Origin of the sequence: Rhizobium sp. PP-F2F-G48, from assembly GCF_004342335.1 — a bacterium.
In the GTDB taxonomy this organism is placed as follows: Bacteria; Pseudomonadota; Alphaproteobacteria; order Rhizobiales; family Rhizobiaceae; genus Ferranicluibacter.
The window spans coordinates 89,119-107,445 of the sequence record NZ_SLVH01000014.1; the positions used below are offsets into that span (position 1 = coordinate 89,119).

Here is an 18,327-nt window from a genome sequence, read left to right on the forward strand (position 1 = left end):
CAAATCCTTTTTTGCGTTGCAGGAGAGAGGGTTCGACGTCCCTGCTCAATTGGAAACCTACATAAGCCAGCATGGGGACAGTTTCTGTCACCATTCTTTCCGTAGGAGCAAACGCAGCATCAAGCGATCACACTTCAGCCGGTGACGAGACGTGCCTCGACGCCTTCTGGCAGGGCGGCGTCGAGGCTTTGGGGATTTGCAACGTCGCCGATAGCCGCCTCGCTAGTGCCGCGCTCTGTGGGCGGAACGTGTTCGGGTGGCGGACGAGGCCGGCCACAATTCCCCCGCGCTCGACCGATGCCGCGGGGGTCGCAGCGGTTTGCAGTGCCTTAGGCGTGGCTGTTCATGCGCTCGAACATCGCTTCGCCTAGCTCGCGTGTCTTGGCGGAAACACCGACCAGAACCTCGTCCTTGTCCGCTTCAAGCTGCGCGAGCGCCTCTGTGGCAAATTCATCTGGGGTGACCATCATCTGACTGGCTGTTCCTCCACTGCGGGTATTGCCACCAAGCCCGGTATCGACGATCGGTGGGGCGACTTCGACCACCCGGACGCCGGTCGATTTCAACTGGTGACGCAAGCTGAGCGTAAAGGAATGGATTGCCGCCTTTGTCGCGCAATAGACTGGAACATCTGCCATCGGCGAGAACGCAAGACCCGAGCTCACATTGATGATAACCCCCTGCCCTTGCTGTCTCAGTGTAGGTAACAGCTCTGCGATCAGATGGATTGGGGCCGTGAGATTGATCGCAACTTCTTGGTCGAGTGTGGCAAGCTCCGGATCTCCGTTGAAGTCACGCCGTGCCTGAATACCTGCGTTGTTTATCACCACATTCAGCCTCGGGTATTCGACTTTCAGCCACTCCACCATTGCTTGGCGACTGTCTCTGTCGGCGACATCGCAGATGCGCGTCACAATTTCCGGCACTTCAGCTTTCGCCTTGTCCAAGCTGGCCTGGCTTCTGCCGCATACGATGACGTGATTGCCCTTCTCGGACAACAGCCGCGCGAGCGCAAAGCCGATGCCCGATGCGCCGCCAGTTATGAGAATTGTGTTGTCTGTAAGTTTCAAAGTCGTACCTCCTTCTAAGTAGTTGAGAAGGCGCGCCTGCGATGAAGCGGGGTTATCAGCAGACACACCTTCGAAACCGGCAAGCCGGGCGAGGTGTCGCGGATACCCCAAAGGGAAGAGTTGCCGTCCGTGAAGACGGCGACCGGGCTACCATCCGGTCAGCACTCTTTCGACCAGCATTTTTTATCAGACACTGGAAGAATTTACAATTAGCATAGTTTGCTTCCTTCCCCAAAGGTGCCTAACCAGACAAACTAAGTCTCTTGACCGGCTCGAAAACGTGCAACGCGGATGATGCCGGTCAAAACGAAACCATGTGGACGCCCAGGGTAGCCACCTAGCTTGTCAGTGAATTTTGACGACATCTAGATCCAAAAGCTTTCCAAGTTTCTCGATACGACCGGCAATATGTCCGACGCCGACAGCGCAGTGATGAGCCGGTCCTTGCGCATTCCACGCTTCGACGAACCCCCGGGCTCCCAGCGGAAACTGGTACCGGCTATTGGTGTTACCGATCTCGAGGATCGGGCCGGCAACGGAGGCACCTTCGGCGCAGAGCAGCTTGATCTTGCCGGCATTTTCGACAACCGAAAGAAGCGTCACGGGTCCATGCCGGACCGACATTTCGACGCTGACACCGGAGCCAACCTTGCCGTGAAAAACCTGTAGCGGCCGGATCTTGGTGCGACCCTCGGCAATTCCGGTATGTCCAGGCCCGTCATGCCCCATCAGCACGACGTCGGCGGCGAAATCCAGGGCATAATACTCGGTGAACGAGCCGCCGACACCGAAGCTATCCATGATCTTCATGGCCTGCGCGTTCTTGATTTCATACTCACCGGCAACCGGTACCCCGTCGGCCGTCAGCATGGAGCAACCGACGATGACCGAGGTGATGATATCCTCGTAGTTGTAGCCGGGTTGGGATTCGTAATAGTATGCGAGCGACCCAAGCGATTTCTTGGTCACCAGCCTTCGAAGCGCCACGGCCGTCTTTGCCGCTCGCGCCAGTTCCTTCGGGTCGCAATCCGGCTGGACATCGAATTCGGTCTCAATCGTCGCGAGGCAGGCGGAGACATCCGCCTCGCTAACCTCATTGCGGAGACGCGCCAGTTCGTCGATCTCCAGCACCTCGATATGCGTACCGAATGCCGCGGCTTGGGCCGTCAGATCCGAATAGATATCGAGCATGCCATTGTAATAACGGCCCATGACGCCGAGCCGGTTGTGCGCCATGACATGCGCCACGCGCGCCGCCTCGATCCAGTCGTTGATCTCCTCCTCGACGATGGGATCGCCGGTCAGAACGCCAGTCACCTGGTGAAAGCTGATGCCTGCGCGATGGAAGACATTGGCGATTTCGGGAACTGGACAGGCCGAGCAATGCGCCAACCAGTCGCCGGTCATCGCGGTGCGATCGCCGAGCGCGTTGAAGGCAGCATAGTCGATGGCTGCGGTCGGCTGCAGATTTAGAATGATCACTGGAACCTTGGCGCGCCGGACCACCGGCAGAACCGTCGACGACAGTGCATATGTGGTGATGTAGAGAAAAATGATGTCGACATCGGCTTGGCGAAACTGATGGCCGGCCTCGAGCGCCTTTTCGGGCGTATCGATCAGCCCGAGGTTGACGACCTCGACGCCCGGGCGCGCAAGCTTTGCCTCGACAGTATCGACATAGCCGCGTAACCGGGCTTCCAAACCTTTGAATTGCGGCCAGTAGGCCTCCAGACCGATGCCGAAAAGGCCGGCCTTCAAGGGGCGTTCAGACATTTCTGTATCTCCGATGCAATAGTGAAAAGCGTCAGCTCTGCAGGCGCACGCGCAGCTGATCGAGGCCGACAGCCATCAAGAGGACGACGCCGCGGGTCACGTCCTGCCAGAAGGAGGACACGTTCATCAGCGTCAGGCCGTTGTTGAGCGTGCCGAGAATGAGGACCGCGATCAGCGTGCCCCAGACGCTGCCGCGTCCGCCGAACAGGCTGGTGCCCCCAAGGATGACGGCCGCGATGATCGTTAGCAGATGTTGACTGGCCGCATTCGGTGCAGCAGCGCCGAGCATTGCGGCGAGGATGATGCCGGCCGCAGCGCCCGAAAGTCCGGAGACGATATAGAGCACCATCTGGGTCCGCTCGACGGGCACGCCGAGCAGCGTGCTAGCCTCCGGATTGCCGCCGGTCGCATAGACGAAACGTCCGAACGGTGTCTTCGACAGGATCAGCCACAGTACGACGAACACCAAGAGCATCAGGATAATCGGAAACGGGATGCCGAAGAGGCGACCGGATCCGAGCCAGTTGAAGGCCGGAATGAAGAGCGGCTTTGACAGGCCGCCGGTCATCACCATGGAGAGACCGGAAAATATGCTCATCGTGCCCAGCGTGGCGATGAGCGGATTGAGCTTCAGCCGGGTGACGATGAAGCCGTTGAGGACGCCGACTGCGCAGCCGATGACCAGCGCCGTGAGGCAGCCTGCCCAGATATTGATTCCATTGGCATGCATCAGCGCCACGATGACGCCAGACAGACCGGCAACGGCAGCCACCGACAGATCGAGTCCACCGCCGATGATCAGTGGCGTTCCGGCGGCGGCCATCAGACCGATGAAGGCCATATTGGTGCCGATATTGGACAGGTTGCTCAGCGTCAGGAAATAGGGCGAGAGAAGCGAGAAAGCGGCCAGGAGCAGGATATAGAACACCAGCAGGAGAACGATGCCGGCGGCCGGGCGTCCGAGAAGGTCAGTCAGCGAACTTGCCTGCTCCTTTGAGACACCCGGCGCTGCGGGAATGGAGGACGACTTGCTCATGCTTTCTCCAGTTCATTTGTTTCGCGGAAGGCGGACAGAGGCTCGGCCGCCCGCATCAGGTCCGTTGCGGTCGCAGCCTGTCCAAGCTCGGCGACGACCTTTCCATCTTCCAGCACGAGGCTGCGATCAGCGAGGCCCGCCACCTCTTCCGCATCGGAGGAGACGATCAGGATCGCCAGTCCCGCCTCCGCCAAGCGGCGGATTTCCGCGTAGATCTCGCGCCGGGCGCCAAGATCGACGCCGCGTGTTGGCTCTTCGAGGATCAGGAAACTCGGACTTCCGAGGAGCCATCTGGCGAGGCAGATCTTCTGCTGGTTGCCGCCGGACAACAGGCGGATTTCCTGATCCGGCCCTGATGTCTTGACCTGCAGAGTCTTGATCCAGTCTCGGGTGTTCGCATCTTCGCGCTTTTGATCGACGATGCACGACTGCGTGAACAGACTGAGATAGGGCAGTGTGGTGTTTGTGCGCACCGATAGATTGCCGATCAGCCCCTGACGCTTGCGCTCGGCGGCTACAAAGCCCATACCTGCGCTTACGCTCTTTCGCGGCGCGGACAGGCCGATGTCGGTATCGTTCAGCCGGAGGGCTTTGGCACGCGCGGCAGGCTCGGCACCATAGATTGCCCTGCCGATCTTCTCAGTGCCCGAGCCGATCAGTCCAAAAACGCCGAACACCTCACCGCGTCGCACCGACAGCGAGACGCCGTCGAGCCATCCGGGAAGAGACAGGCCTTTGACGGACAGGACCGTCTTTGCATCCGGACACGCGGCTGATTTCGCTGGATAGAGGTCGCCGAGATCGCTGCCGAGCATGGCCGTCAGCACCTCGTTACGGCTGGTCTCCGCCGTCTTGAACTGGCCGCGAACCTCGCCGTCGCGCAACACAACGATCCGGTCGCTGAGCCGGAAGACCTCATCCAGATAATGGGAGATATAGATGATGGTGACGCCTTGGGCTTTCAGAGCCTCTATCACCGCAAACAAATTGTCGCCGTCCGCCTCCCCTAACGATGCCGTCGGCTCGTCCATGATCAGGATCTGCGCCTTGCCGGAGAGCGCACGGGCGATTTCGACAATGCGCTGCTCGGACAAAGGCAGCGAGCCCATGCGCCGGCCAGGGGCGACATGATCGAGCCGCAACCGCTTGAGCAGCGCTTGCGCCTGACCGTCCATCGCCGGCCGGTCGATGATAGGAATACCTGCAAACCTGCGCTTCGGCATGGAGCCGAGCGCAATGTTTTCGGAAACAGAGAGATCCGGATGCACCGAAAGCTCCTGCGGCATCAGCCTTATACCGGCCGCAATCGCATCCTGCGGGGTGGCGATCGTCTTGACCGTGTCGTCAATTCGGATCTGTCCGCTGTCCAGAGTGTAGACGCCCGACAAGATTTTCATGAGCGTCGACTTGCCGGCTCCGTTCGCACCGAGAAGTGCGACGATCTCGCCCGCGTTAGCCGAAAGCGAGACGTTCTTCAAAACCGTCACGCCGGCAAACGCTTTGCTGACATTGGCGATCTGGAGCCGCGGATTGCGGCCCCCTTCGGTTCTCTCGTCGGTCATGTGACGCTCCGCTCCCTTGATGGCATCCCGCTCACTTCTGAGGAAGAATGGCCTCGTAGCCCTTCAGCCAGTCCTGCTTCTTCAGATCGGCGAGATAGGTTGAGAATTCCGTTTCCGGAAACACGTAGCCATCCGCCTCGCCGACGCAGGGAAACTCCTTGTAAAACTGGCAGATGTTGGCCTTGGTGACCATCTGATGCGTAACGAACGTCGCCTCCGGAACGGGCTTTCCGGCAAGGGCCGAAAGCGCGATGGGGATTAGATAGTTGCCGTAGCTGCTGGGGAACGAACCGGTCGCGGCGACTAGGTTCGGATCGGTGGCAAGCGCTTCGGCCTCGTCTGCGCCGTTGCCGACAGCGATCGCCTGATCGACACGACCTGCAGCCCGCACGGCCTGCAGCATCCCCATCGTTGCCTGGTCGTTGATCGCGATGATAAGGATCGGCACGCCCGGCGGAATGCGACCGATGACGTTGTTCATCTGCGCAAAGGATTCCTGCAATGTGTTCTTGGTATCGATTTCGATGATGTGATCGGCCGGGAAGTCCTTGGTCAGCGCCCGAAAACCGGCCCGCTGGCCTTCTGTGCGCATGCGCGGGATGACGCCCGATTGTGGCAGGGCGCCAATGACCAGATAACCGGTCTTGACGGCATCGACGCCGAATTTCTTGGCAGCCGCCGTCGCCAGATAGGAACCGCCCATGAAGCCCGACTTCGGATTGTTAACGCCGAAGAAGTTCGCACCCGGCATCGGGATGTCGATCGCCGTCACCTTCGTGCCGTCCGCGTTGAAGACGTCCATGACGGTCTGGCCGAAATTGGCATCCGTTTGGAATTCGATGACGTAATCGACCTTGCGCTCGGCAAACGATTTGGCATTGGCGAGCGCCGTCGGTCCGTCGAGACGGTTATCCGCAATCACGAGTTCGACGCCTGCGGCATCCGCATTCTGCTGAATGCTATTTTCGACGAGCACGCCGAAGGAAATGTCACGCTGCAGATTGGCGAACCCGACGCTGTATCCCTTGCCATTCTTCGGCGGAGTTACCTTGGCCGCATCCGCCGCCATCGCCTTCAGATTGTCGGACGACAGCATGTTTCCGTCGAATTTTAGTGGATCGAACCCGTGGAAATCCTCGGCGTAGGTAACAGACGCCGCAAGGCACGCGGCAACCACCAGCGGGCTGGCTTGATGTTTCATGTCTCTCTCCTCCCAGCCTCTGCCCTCCCTGGCAGAGACAACCGCTGATCATCTCAGCAAATATGTGCAGGTCATTCGAAAACTGACCTTACCTCCTGACGTTAACACCATGTATTTCTATTGACACGTCGGCTTATTCCGCAAAAATGATCTTTTGCATACAAAATATGATCCCAGAGTTGACGGGCGTGATGCAGAGCTACTTCGTTTATATGCCAGACAACCGACTCTGCGCCGCTTGGGGCTGCACTGCTGTTTCCACGGGCTATACTGAGATCGTAGCGCATTCAGATTATCCCCCAAGCCGTCATCCGGATGATCATCATTTCAGCTGGTCGCGCGGCCGCATCCTGAACGCCTATCAGGTTGTGCAGATCAGCGCGGGCAGCGGCCGACTCGAATTCGGGCCAGACCGGCAACAGGTCGCGATCGCCGAAGGCTCCATTTTTCTGCTGTTTCCTGGGGTCTGGCACCGGTTCGCTCCAGATCGCCGCACCGGATGGGTCGAACACTGGATTGAATGCCGGGGAAGTGCCTTCGATTTCGCTTGCGACGCTGGTCTGCTGCAACCGGAGCGGCCGGTCCATGCCAGCAGCCCAGACATTTCAACCGTATTCGCGTCGATTCACGCGCTCGCACAGAACGATTCCCTGCGCAACCAACCGCTAATTTCAACTCTTGGCCTTCAACTTCTGGCCCTTCTCTGCAGGCCCACTGATATAAACAGCAACCCATTCGGCAGGCTCGTTGATCGTGCGCGGATGATTTTGATGGAGCGATGCGGCCAGCCCCTGTCGGTCGAACAGCTCGCGGAGGAACTCGGTGTCAGCTATCCCTATTTCCGACGTCTGTTCCGCGAGCAGACGGGAATGTCGGCTAAGCAATATCAGATGACCGTGCGCATCCAGCGCGCCAGCGACTTTCTGCTAAATACCGATAAATCGATCAAGGAAATCGCCGGTCTTCTCGGTTTTCACTCAGCGTTCCATTTTTCGACGCAGTTTCGGCAGCTAATCGGCTCGAGTCCCACCGATTTCCGGTCTGTCAAATAGGGTTCTCCCATTTGAAGGCGGCAGTTGCGCCGTCATACGCGAGGCTGCCAGCGACCTCCAATGGTGCAGACCTAGCTATCAAAGCTTTTGGGAAGTTCCGCGGCCAGAACGTCGATCGCCAGCCTGGAGCGAAGCGGCAGATACTGAGCTGCAGGCCAGACAGCGTAGAATTCCATTGACGCGCTTGGGCGATCTACCCATAGCTCTACCAACTCGCCCTGCCGTATCCGATCGCGAAGAAGCCAGTAAGGTAACCAGCAGAGCCCCATGCCTTCGACGGCGGCGTCCGCGATCACCTCAAGATCGTCGAAACGCAGCCGCGTTGTCACCGCAACATCTGCTAGTGAGCCCGTTTGGTCGGGTAGTTGCCAAGCTAGCCCATGATCACTCCTCCAGTAAGCAAGCAGGTCGTGATTGGTAAGGTCCGTGATTGAACGAGGCTCGCCTTTTGTCGCGATATAGCTTGGCGACGCGCACAGGACTTTACGTTGGCTGCCCAACCGGCGGGCTCGCAGGGCCGATGAGTGCCCCATCGCACCGTTCCGGATCGCCAAATCGAAGCCGTCGGCGATCAGGTCGACCTGGCGGTCGCTGAAACTCAGTTCGAGTTCAAGTCGCGGATGCTGACGAGCATAGGCGAGCAAGATGGGGGCGACACAATAGCGGCCGAATAGGACCGAAGCCGACACCCTAAGCCGACCGGCGACTTCTTGACGACCGGTCTCCAGCATAACTTCTCCGGCACGCAGTTCGTCAATGGCACGCAAACACCGCTCATAATATTGCTGACCGTCTTCCGTGAGACACTGCATTTTAGTCGTCCGTTGAAAAAGGCGGACGCCGAGCCGTGTCTCCAGTCGCGCGATCGACTTACCAACCGCCGAGCGCGTCAGCGACAGCCGGTCTGCCGCCTTGGCGAAGCCTCCTGCCTCGACCGCTTCAACGAACACTTCGATACCGTCAAATCTGTCGCGAACCGACTTCGGACCAGCCATCTCTGCCTCAGATGTAGAATGCGGGGAAGCAGATAATGGAAAAACAATCGCCACTGCTGACCTCAGTTCTACGATAGAAACAAGTTTCGGTAAACATGTTTTCAACAGCCTGCGAAAGCCACGATCCCGTCGGAGCGCGGGCATCACCACCAAGAAGGATGGACAATTGCTGGTTTCGATCGTGTTTGACAGTGGATACGGACACACGACGCGTGTTGCTCAGGCGGTCGCGGAGGGTGCCAAAGACGTGGATAAGGTCCAAGCAGAGTTGATTGCCGTCGCCGATGGGCCGGTCGACTGGGACGCTCTTGAGAAGAGCGATGCTATCGTCTTCGGCTCCCCGACTTACAATGGGATGATCAGCGCCCGGCTCAAGCAGTTCTTCGAGGAGTCCACCAAGGCCGCTTGGACGGAGCTCAAGTGGCGCAACAAGATCAGTGCCGGCTTCACCAATTCCGGTGCGCAGCATGGAGACAAGCTGAACTCGCTTGTTTCCATGGCGCTGTTCGCCGTCCAGCACGGCATGATCTGGGTCGGTCTCGACCTGATGCCAGGAAACAACAGCAGCACATCGAGCCCAGACGATCTCAATCGACTTGGGAGCTGGCTCGGCGTGATGACCGACGCCAACATTGATCAGGCGCCGGATGTGGCGCCGCCAGAGTGCGATCTTCGCACTGCGCGCTATCTAGGCCGCCGCGTGGCTGAGATCACGCGGCGATTTACACCCACCTAATCCGCGTAATACACAAAAGGATCCTTAAGATGAAACTGCTTTGCCTCGATATTCCGCAGCCCGGCGCCAGCCTTGAGACATGCCAGCCGCATATGTTGGATGAAGTCCGGCACTCCTGGAAGATGTACAAGGATGGCGTCATCCGCGACATTTATTTCCGACAGGACCGTCCAGGCGTGGCCATCATCGCTGAAGCTGAGTCGGTTGAGGCGGCCAAGTCGTCGCTTGCCGACTTTCCGCTTGCCAAGGCCGGCCTCATAGACTGGCAAGTTATCCCGCTCGGTCCGTTTACAAACTGGGACGCCCTTTTCGCACCCGCCAGCGTCTGATTTCAGCTCGCACCTTCATCCCAGGTCGCGCTGCCTTGCCATGACCTGACGATTACGCCTGCTGACGAGATCATGAATGGAGACCTACCGTGAATGCACTTGGCTTTGCCGCACAATCTGCCTCTGCCCCACTGGAGAGCTTCGCCTTCGAGCGACGGGCTCCGAGATCGGATGAGGTTGCCATAGATATTCTGTATTGCGGTGTTTGCCACACTGACCTGCACTTGGCCAGGAACCACGGCGGCTTCACGACCTATCCGATTGTTCCTGGCCACGAGATTGTCGGTCGGGTGAGCGAGGTTGGAACGGACGTATCCCGTTTCAAAAAAGGGGACGTGGTCGGTGTCGGCTGCATGGTCGATTCTTGCCAGCATTGCAAACCGTGTCTGAAGGGTTGGGAGCAGGACTGTGTCGAGGGCGCGACTTTCACCTACAACAGCATCGACCGGCGAGACGGCACCGTCACCTTCGGCGGCTATTCGGATTCCATTACCGTGCGCGACAAGTTCGTATTACGGTTGCCGGAGGGGCTGGATCCGGCGGGAGCAGCACCCCTTCTGTGTGCCGGCATTACGACCTGGTCTCCGCTTCATCGTTGGAAAGTGGGAGAGAGCAGCAAGGTCGCGGTGATCGGTCTCGGCGGTCTCGGCCACATGGCGTTGAAGCTTGCCAAGGCGCTCGGCGCGGACGTCACGTTGTTCACCCGGTCCGCCGGCAAGGAAGAAGACGCTTTCAGTCTCGGTGCCGATCATGTCGTGCTTTCGGGAGACCCCGAGCAGATGAAGGCGGTGACAGGGCGGTTCGACATCATCATCGATACCGTTCCCTACGATCACGACGTCAATCCTTACATGACCTCCCTCGCGCTCGAGGGTGTGCTTGTCCTCGTGGGTTATATGGGGCCCTTGGCTACTCCGGTCAGGGCGGGTTCCGTCGTGCAAGGTCGTCGAGCGATTTCCGGGTCGTTCATCGGCGGCGTTCCGGAGACCCAGCAGATGCTGGATTTCTGTGGTCAGCACGGCATCGTTTCAGACGTCGAGATTATCCCCATCCAACAGATCAATGAAGCCTACGAGCGCATGTTGAAGAGCAACGTCAAATATCGCTTCGTCATCGACATGGCCTCGCTCAAATCATGAGGATAGAAGTCAATGGCAGATAACATCAAGCCCATCCTTTGCGTGGTCACCAGCCACCCGATCCGCGGCGACACCGGCGAGCCGACCGGTTTTGCTATGGTGGAACTCACCCATCCGCTCGAAGTGTTCGAGGCTGCGGGTATCCCGGTGGAGATCGCCTCCATTCGCGGCGGACATCCGCCGATCGACTTCTTCGACCTTTCGGATCCGGTCAACGACCGCTTCTGGAAGGACAAGGCGTTTCGCGACGCGCTCGCCCACTCGCTGGTTCTCGCTGACCTCGATCCAGCGCGGTACTCGGCGGTGTTCTTCGCTGGGGGCCATGGCACAATGTGGGATTTCGCCGACGACCCGGTCGTGCAGACGGTCATCCGCGAAATATGGGAAGCTGGCGGCATCGTATCTGCCGTCTGCCATGGCCCGGCGGCCTTGGTGAACGCGAAGCTGTCAGACGGCAGCTATCTCGTGGCCAACAAGAAGCTTGCTGCCTTCACCGATGCAGAAGAGGCAGAGGTTAAATACGACAAGGTTGTGCCCTATTTGCTGGCATCGACCCTCAAGGACCGAGGCGCCCTACACCAGCCGGCGCCGAACTGGTCGGAGAATGTCGTCACCGATGGCCGCCTCATCACAGGCCAAAATCCAGCCTCGGCGCATGGCGTTGGCAAGGCAATTGTCGATAAGCTCATAGCCGTAAGCTGATCGGCCGAATTCTCATATAGTTGGGGCGGTACTGCTCTCTCATCGCCGCCCCAACGTCGTGCGCCCGCCAAAATGGCGTCGAAAGCAATTGGAGCCGACTATGAAGATGATCGCCATAGAAGAGCATGTGCTGCCAAATGACGTGAAAAGTGCCTGGAGCACGACCCCTGGCGCCGATGACGGAACCTTAGCGCTGAACCGTGGCGTTATCGAAGAACGCCTCTCTGATCTCGGCGAAAAGCGGCTGGCGCTCATGGATGAGACCGGGGTCGACGTGCAGGTTCTGTCGCTGACGACACCCGGTCTTAACAATCTCGGTGATCACGGTGTCGATCTCGCGCGTCGTACGAACGACATGCTCGCCGAGGTCGTTGCGACCCATCCATCTCGCTTCCAGGCACTGTCGGTGCTGCCATCGGCGGACGCCGATGCCGCCGCGAGGGAATTGCAGCGAAGCGTTGAGAACCTCGGGTGTAAAGGAGGCATTCTCTATGGCCGTGTCGGAGAAAAAGGCATGGACCACCCGATCTTCGGGCCGACTTTTGCCGTCGCCGCGGAACTCGGTGTACCGCTGCTCATTCACCCCCAAATCCCTCAATCGAGTGTTCGCGAAGCCTATTACTCAGGCTTCGGCGCGCCGGTCGACCTCGCGCTTTCGACGTTCGGGCTTGGTTGGCACTATGAAGCCGGCATACAGTTCGTGCGCATCGTTCTGGCCCGCGTCTTCGACCGGCATCCCAACCTACAGGTGATCCTTGGCCACTGGGGCGAGCTTGTCATCTTTTATCTCGTGCGCCTTGTGATGCTCGATCGCGTGTCGGGATTGAAGCATCCCTTCATTCACTACGTACGCAACAACCTCTATCTGACCCCAAGCGGCATGTATAATGAGGCCTATCTGCGCCAGGCCGTCGATGCAGTCGGCGCTGATCGGATCCTGTTCTCCACTGACTACCCCTACCAGTATCGTCCAGGACACGAAGCACGAACCTTTATTGAAAAGCTCGCATGTGGAGCGGAAGACAAACTGAAGTTTGCGCACCGCAATTGGGAGTTTTTGACCCAAAGGGACATTCCAAGTGCGGATAACACAAATGCTTCCTCCTCTTGAAACGGTCCACAATCTTTAAGGTGCGCTCTCACCCGAAAATTCATTTCCCGGCGGCATGCCACCCACACCATCTCCCGAGATTCGGCGGTCGTGAAACGACAATCTACGGATAAACCATCAATCTTCAAATGGAGCTCGACATGCACGCCCTGAGGCCAATCTACTTCCTTATCGCCAGTCTGGCGGTCGCACAGCCGGTCCTCTCACAAGAGATCCGCGATGTGCCTGCGCGTCAGCTCCCTCTCCCAGGGGCTGCAAGTCCCGAGCTTCGCGCGCTCATCCAGACAGGGTCAATGGCTACTTGGAACGACCATCCGGCGACGGCTGAGGAATGGAAATCGTGGATTGCGGCAGGTGCCACGAAGGCCAGCGCCGGACTGCCTGCCTTACGAGAAAAGATGGGCGTGACTGTCGAGGCGCGGAAGATCTCCGGCGTCAACGTCTTTGAAATCGTTCCTAGGGAAATATCGCCGGAGAACCGCGAGCGTGTCCTCATTCACTTTCACGGCGGCGGGTATGTTCTTAATCCAGGAGAGGCCGGTACCGGCGAAGCGATCATGATGGCCGGCCTCGGTCATGTACGGGTGATTTCCGTCGATTACCGGATGCCGCCGGATTTCCCTTATCCTGCGGCGATGGATGATGCTACCGCGGTCTACAAAGGGGTTCTGGAGACAAGCTTCGCATCGAGGGTCGGGGTGTTCGGCACGTCCACGGGCGGCGGCATGGCTTTGGCTGTGGGCCTGAGGGCAAAAGCCGAGGGGCTACCGCTTCCTGGCGCGATCGCCGCTGGCACACCTTGGGCTGACCTCGAAAAAATCGGGGATAGCTATTTCAGCAACGACGGCGTCGACAATGTCTTGGTTCGCTACGAAGGCTGGCTTGGTGACGCTGCTAAATTATATGCGGACGGCCATGACATGAAGGATCCATATCTTTCACCGATCTACGGCGACTACCGGAGCTTCCCACCGACAATTCTGGTCACGGGCACACGCGACCTGTTTTTGAGCAACACTGTGCGTGTTCACCGTAAGCTCCGGGAATCCGGCGCGGTTGCCGATCTGGTCGTTTTCGAGGGCCTTTCTCACGCACAATATCTGTTCTCGCCGGACATGCATGAGGCAAGGGAGTATTTCCGGGAGGTTGAAGGCTTCTTTGATGGCCACCTTAAACGGTGACGTGCATCCTGGAGTAAGGCGGTGGTACTAGGAAATCAGCGAAGTCGTTGTAGCATCTGCTCGCATTCAGCTTTAGCAATTTAAGGGAGCCGCGCGGTTGCGCTCGGGTACTTCCCGCGTGCCTAAACTCCGGGTTGACCCACGTGCTCTGGCCTGCTGCTACGGTTGGCGGCATTGCAAGATCGCCCATGGTTGCGTCAAAACGGGTGCTAGAGCGCGATGCTACGCCGACACCGCTAGCTCACGAGTAGCATAACCAACTTTTTTGTAAAAGTTGCCTGCTAGGCGGTGAAACCTACAGGAACCGCCGAAAGCTGATCCACATGGTCACCTATCGGGCAGCGAAGCTGATTTATTGGCTAGAGGTATAGGCTCAATGCCAATTTTGCCTCTAATCTCGCTGCCTCATCTCCCTACCTCAGCCTGAAGGGCGGAAAATTCGCCTGTCGCGAAGCCTGACCAGGCAAATGCCAACGGTCTCGAGTTCCCGAGCGGGCTCATGGCGCTCCTCCCACGCAGTCACGCAGTTGAGTGAAAGGAACACAATGAACGATACCGACAAGCTGAGGATCACAAGACGAGATGTGCTGATGTCCAGTGCGGCCGTGTCGGTCGTGATCCCGATAATGTCTGCCCTGCCCGCCGAGGCACAGGAAGCGTCAAGTTCCTCTCGTTCGAGTAGGATGAGCGTTTCATTCACAGTGAATGGCGTCAATCGTGATCTCGATCTTGATCCACGAACGACCCTGCTCGATTCGCTTCGTGAGCATCTTCACCTGACCGGCACGAAGAAGGGCTGTGATCATGGCCAATGCGGAGCGTGCACGGTTCTCGTCGACGGCATGCGGATTAATTCCTGTCTCAGCCTCGCTTTGATGCACGAGGGCGACAACATCACCACGATCGAGGGCCTAGGGACGCCGGAAAACCTGCATCCCATGCAGGCCGCGTTTATCAAGCATGACGGTTACCAATGCGGTTACTGTACGCCCGGTCAGATCTGTTCCGCCGTCGCGGTGCTTAAAGAGATCGAAGCGGACATCCCGAGCCACGTTTCAGCCGACGTCGCAGCTGCACCACAGGTTACGAATCTGGAAATGCGCGAGCGCATGAGCGGAAATATCTGTCGATGCGGCGCCTATTCCAACATCGCTGAGGCGATGGCAGAAGTCGCGGGGACACGGTCATGAGAGAATTCACCTACGAGCGCGCAAAAACGCCGACCGAGGCCGCTGCTGCCGTTGCCCAAACGCCCGGCGCCAAATTCATAGCAGGCGGCACAAACCTTCTCGATCTGATGAAGCTCGAGATCGAGACACCGACACATTTGGTCGATGTCCAGGGTCTTGGACCGGATAAGATTGAGGCGACGCCGGAGGGCGGACTGCGGATCGGTACGCTGGTGAGCAACACCCAACTCGCTGCCCATGCGACTGTCCGTCGGGACTATGCAGTGTTGACGAAGGCGATCGTTGCCGGTGCTTCTGGCCAACTTCGCAACAAGGCGACGACCGGTGGTAATCTGCTGCAAACGACTCGCTGTTCATATTTCTATGACACCAATCTACCATGCAACAAGCGGATGCCGGGATCCGGCTGTTCCGCCATCGGTGGCTATTCCCGCCAACTTGGCGTGATCGGGACCAGCTCGGATTGTATCGCCACCTATCCTGGCGACATGGCCGTTGCCATGAGGCTTCTCGATGCCACAGTCGATACCGTCCGCGCCGATGGGACGACGCGGTCGATACCCATTGCCGAGTTTCACCGCCTGCCGGGCACGACCCCGCATATCGAGACAGTGCTTTCGCCGGGTGAGATCATCACGGCGGTGACCCTTCCAAGGTCGCTCGGTGGACAGCATTTTTATCACAAGGTTCGTGACCGAGCATCCTACGCTTTCGCGCTCGTCTCGGTCGCCGCTGTCATTCACCCGGACGGCAGTGGAAGAGTCGCCATCGGCGGTGTGGCACCCAAGCCTTGGCGCAGTGACGCGGCAGACGCTGCAATGCCCCGTGGCGCCAAGGCAGTCGCGGAACAGCTATTCGTGAATGCGCGACCGACCGAGGAAAACGCCTTCAAGGTCCCCTTGGTGGAGCGCACCATCGCATTTGTCATGGCACAGGCCAAAGGATAACGAATATGAAATTCGACACACCTGCAGGCCAGAACCCGATCGATCAGATGAAGGTCATTGGGCAGCCGGTCGATCGGTACGAAGCAAAACTCAAGACGACCGGTACGGCTCTCTATGCTTACGAGTATCACGACGTCGCGCCCAACATTGCCTACGGCTATATTCTTGGCGCCGCGATCGCCAAGGGGCGCATCGCCTCGATGGACACGACGAAAGCTGAGGCCGCACCCGGAGTCGTAGGCGTCATCTCCTATAAGAATGCTGGCAATCTGGATGTCGGCAAGTTCTACGTACAGAAGATGTTGGCCGCGCCAAAGGTGGATCATTACCACCAAGCCGTGGCGGTTGTTGTTGCCGAGACCTTCGAACAAGCCCGATCGGCAAGCGCGCTGATTGAGGTGCAATACGAAGGTGTCCAAGGCAGGTTCGATCTGGCTGAGCAGCTGGATAGTGCGCCTGTACCACCGCCAGCAGAATTCGGCGGCCCGCCGGAAATCGAAGTTGGCAGTTTCCAGTCTGCTTTTGACACTTCCGAAATCAAATTGGACGAGACCTACACGGTTCCGGACCAGGCCCATGCCATGATGGAACCTCATGCGACTATCGCATCGTGGGACGGGACAAACCTGACATGCTGGACCTCTATTCAGCAGATGAACTGGGGCACCCGTGACCTCGGCCTCATCTTGGGTATTCCCAAAGAGAACGTCCGTCTGATCTCACCGTTCATCGGTGGTGGCTTCGGCGGAAAGGGAACGGTGCAGTCAGATCTCGCGCTTGCCGCCCTGAGCTCTTGGGCCGTCAAGCGCCCCGTCAAGATCGCACTTCAACGACCCTTGATGTTCAACAACACGATCCATCGACCCAAAACCATCCAGCGCATCCGGCTGGGCGCTTTTCGCGACGGCAAGTTGACCGCAATCGGTCATGAAAGTTGGTCCGGGAACCTTGTTGGTGGGCGAACTGAGCCTACCACTTTGTCCACCCGGTCGCTTTATGCGGCACCCAACCGTCTGATGCGGCTAAGGCTAGCAACGCTCGATCTTGCTGAGGGAAATGCGATGCGCGCGCCGGGAGAGGCGCCGGGCCTCATGGCGCTGGAAATCGCCATGGACGAGATGGCGGAAAAACTGGGTATCGATCCGGTCGAGTTTCGCATCATCAACGACACGCAAGTCGATCCAGAAAAGCCTGATCGCAAGTTCTCGACCCGACCGTTCATTGAATGCCTTCGAACCGGCTCCGCCCGTTTCGGATGGAACGAAAGAAATACACGGCCGGGTGAGATACGTGACGGCCACTGGCTGGTCGGCATGGGGATGGCGTCGGCAATCCGCGGAGCGCCAATTGCCAAGGCAGGGGCCCGCGCCCGGCTCGACCGCAACGGCGTTGTCACGATCGAGACCGACATGACGGATATTGGAACCGGCAGCTACACCATCGTACAGCAGACGGCTGCGGAGATGATGGGCGTGCCGCTCGAGAGCGTCATTCCCAAGCTTGGGGATTCGAATTTTCCGGAAACTCCTGGATCGGGCGGCCAACAGGGCGCGCCTTCAGTCACTGCGGGCGTCTATGCTGCCTGTGTAAAGCTCCGCGAAGCCGTTATACATCAACTGGGTTTCAACGGCGACGAGGTGGAATTTGCCAACGGCAGAGTGAGATCGGGTGATCTCAGCGTCCCGCTCGCAAGCGCTGCTGCCAATGGTGAACTCGTCGCAGAGGATAAGATGGAGTTCGGCAATCTGTCGAAGCAGTTTTCGCAGCAGACCTTCGGTGCTCATTTCGCCGAGGTTGGCGTCCATGCCTTCACCGGGGAAATCCGGGTACGACGCATGCTTGCAGTCTGCGCGGCCGGCCGCATCCTCAACCCTAAGACCGCACGTAGCCAAGTCATAGGCGGCATGACGATGGGGATTGGGGCTGCCTTGCTGGAAGATCTCGCCGTGGACAAAAAGCTAGGCTTGTTTGTCAATCACGACCTTGCTGGATACGAGGTGGCGGTCCACGCGGACGTCCCGCATCTGGATGCCGTATTTATTGAGGAAGTCGATCCCACGATGTCACCTGTAAAAGCGAAAGGCGTCGGAGAGCTGGGCTTGACGGGCGTTGCCCCTGCGATTGCAAATGCCGTGTATAATGCCACGGGCATTCGCACGAGAGACTATCCAATTACACTTGACAAATTCCTCGGGCAAATGCCCGCGGTTGCTTAGGCAACAACGCACAGTCAAGATAGGGCGGCTGCGGCCGCCCTAGCAATTCGAGTTGCTGTCATAATTCCGTGCCGTCTCGGCGCATAA

General features: G+C 58.5%; 16 protein-coding genes. 10 read left to right on the forward strand and 6 right to left on the reverse strand.

What is annotated here, in order from left to right:
• Positions 1-329: 329 nt before the first annotated feature.
• From C8J36_RS23045 to C8J36_RS23065, 5 genes are all read right to left on the reverse strand, one after another.
• Positions 330-1,070 (reverse strand): SDR family oxidoreductase, encoded by a 741-nt coding sequence (locus C8J36_RS23045; protein ID WP_132537627.1) that lies wholly within the window; start codon positions 1,068-1,070, stop codon positions 330-332.
• A gap of 345 nt (positions 1,071-1,415) precedes the next feature.
• A complete protein-coding gene (locus C8J36_RS23050; RefSeq protein WP_132537628.1) occupies positions 1,416-2,843 on the reverse strand; it encodes an arabinose isomerase in 1,428 nt (475 codons plus the stop codon).
• 31 nt (positions 2,844-2,874) lie between these two features.
• Positions 2,875-3,879, reverse strand: a complete 1,005-nt coding sequence (locus C8J36_RS23055) for an ABC transporter permease (protein WP_132537629.1) — start codon at positions 3,877-3,879, stop codon at positions 2,875-2,877.
• On the reverse strand, positions 3,876-5,441 hold the full coding sequence (locus C8J36_RS23060; protein WP_132537630.1) for a sugar ABC transporter ATP-binding protein: 1,566 nt from the start codon (positions 5,439-5,441) through the stop codon (positions 3,876-3,878). Before C8J36_RS23060 ends, C8J36_RS23055 begins: the two co-directional genes overlap by 4 nt.
• Positions 5,442-5,472: 31 nt before the next feature.
• Positions 5,473-6,642: a substrate-binding domain-containing protein gene (locus C8J36_RS23065; RefSeq protein ID WP_132537631.1), complete on the reverse strand. Its 1,170-nt coding sequence runs from the start codon at positions 6,640-6,642 to the stop codon at positions 5,473-5,475.
• 191 nt (positions 6,643-6,833) lie between these two features.
• Here C8J36_RS23065 and C8J36_RS23070 point away from each other — a divergent pair, with 191 nt between their 5' ends.
• Entirely contained in the window at positions 6,834-7,694 is an 861-nt protein-coding gene (locus C8J36_RS23070; RefSeq protein WP_110808286.1) for an AraC family transcriptional regulator, read from the forward strand.
• 71 nt (positions 7,695-7,765) lie between these two features.
• On the opposite strand, the gene C8J36_RS23075 is transcribed toward C8J36_RS23070, so the two are convergent.
• Positions 7,766-8,689 (reverse strand): LysR family transcriptional regulator, encoded by a 924-nt coding sequence (locus tag C8J36_RS23075; RefSeq protein WP_132537632.1) that lies wholly within the window; start codon positions 8,687-8,689, stop codon positions 7,766-7,768.
• Positions 8,690-8,855: 166 nt separating this feature from the next.
• Here C8J36_RS23075 and C8J36_RS23080 point away from each other — a divergent pair, with 166 nt between their 5' ends.
• From C8J36_RS23080 to paoC, 9 genes are all read left to right on the forward strand, one after another.
• Positions 8,856-9,425 (forward strand): flavodoxin family protein, encoded by a 570-nt coding sequence (locus C8J36_RS23080; protein WP_132537633.1) that lies wholly within the window; start codon positions 8,856-8,858, stop codon positions 9,423-9,425.
• A gap of 29 nt (positions 9,426-9,454) precedes the next feature.
• Entirely contained in the window at positions 9,455-9,754 is a 300-nt protein-coding gene (locus C8J36_RS23085) for a superoxide dismutase (protein WP_132537634.1), read from the forward strand.
• 89 nt (positions 9,755-9,843) lie between these two features.
• Positions 9,844-10,893 (forward strand): NAD(P)-dependent alcohol dehydrogenase, encoded by a 1,050-nt coding sequence (locus C8J36_RS23090; RefSeq protein WP_132537635.1) that lies wholly within the window; start codon positions 9,844-9,846, stop codon positions 10,891-10,893.
• 12 nt (positions 10,894-10,905) lie between these two features.
• Positions 10,906-11,595, forward strand: coding sequence for a type 1 glutamine amidotransferase domain-containing protein (locus tag C8J36_RS23095; RefSeq protein WP_132537636.1), 690 nt, complete (start codon positions 10,906-10,908; stop codon positions 11,593-11,595).
• 100 nt (positions 11,596-11,695) lie between these two features.
• Entirely contained in the window at positions 11,696-12,706 is a 1,011-nt protein-coding gene (locus C8J36_RS23100; RefSeq protein ID WP_132537637.1) for an amidohydrolase family protein, read from the forward strand.
• Positions 12,707-12,846: 140 nt separating this feature from the next.
• Positions 12,847-13,887, forward strand: a complete 1,041-nt coding sequence (locus C8J36_RS23105) for an alpha/beta hydrolase (protein ID WP_132537638.1) — start codon at positions 12,847-12,849, stop codon at positions 13,885-13,887.
• A gap of 545 nt (positions 13,888-14,432) precedes the next feature.
• Positions 14,433-15,077, forward strand: coding sequence for an aldehyde dehydrogenase iron-sulfur subunit PaoA (gene paoA / locus C8J36_RS23110; protein ID WP_132537639.1), 645 nt, complete (start codon positions 14,433-14,435; stop codon positions 15,075-15,077).
• A complete protein-coding gene (locus C8J36_RS23115) occupies positions 15,074-16,024 on the forward strand; it encodes a xanthine dehydrogenase family protein subunit M (protein WP_132537640.1) in 951 nt (316 codons plus the stop codon). The genes paoA and C8J36_RS23115 overlap by 4 nt, the downstream gene beginning before the upstream one ends.
• A 5-nt stretch (positions 16,025-16,029) precedes the next feature.
• Positions 16,030-18,240 (forward strand): aldehyde oxidoreductase molybdenum-binding subunit PaoC, encoded by a 2,211-nt coding sequence (gene paoC / locus C8J36_RS23120; RefSeq protein WP_132537641.1) that lies wholly within the window; start codon positions 16,030-16,032, stop codon positions 18,238-18,240.
• Positions 18,241-18,327 lie beyond the last annotated feature (87 nt).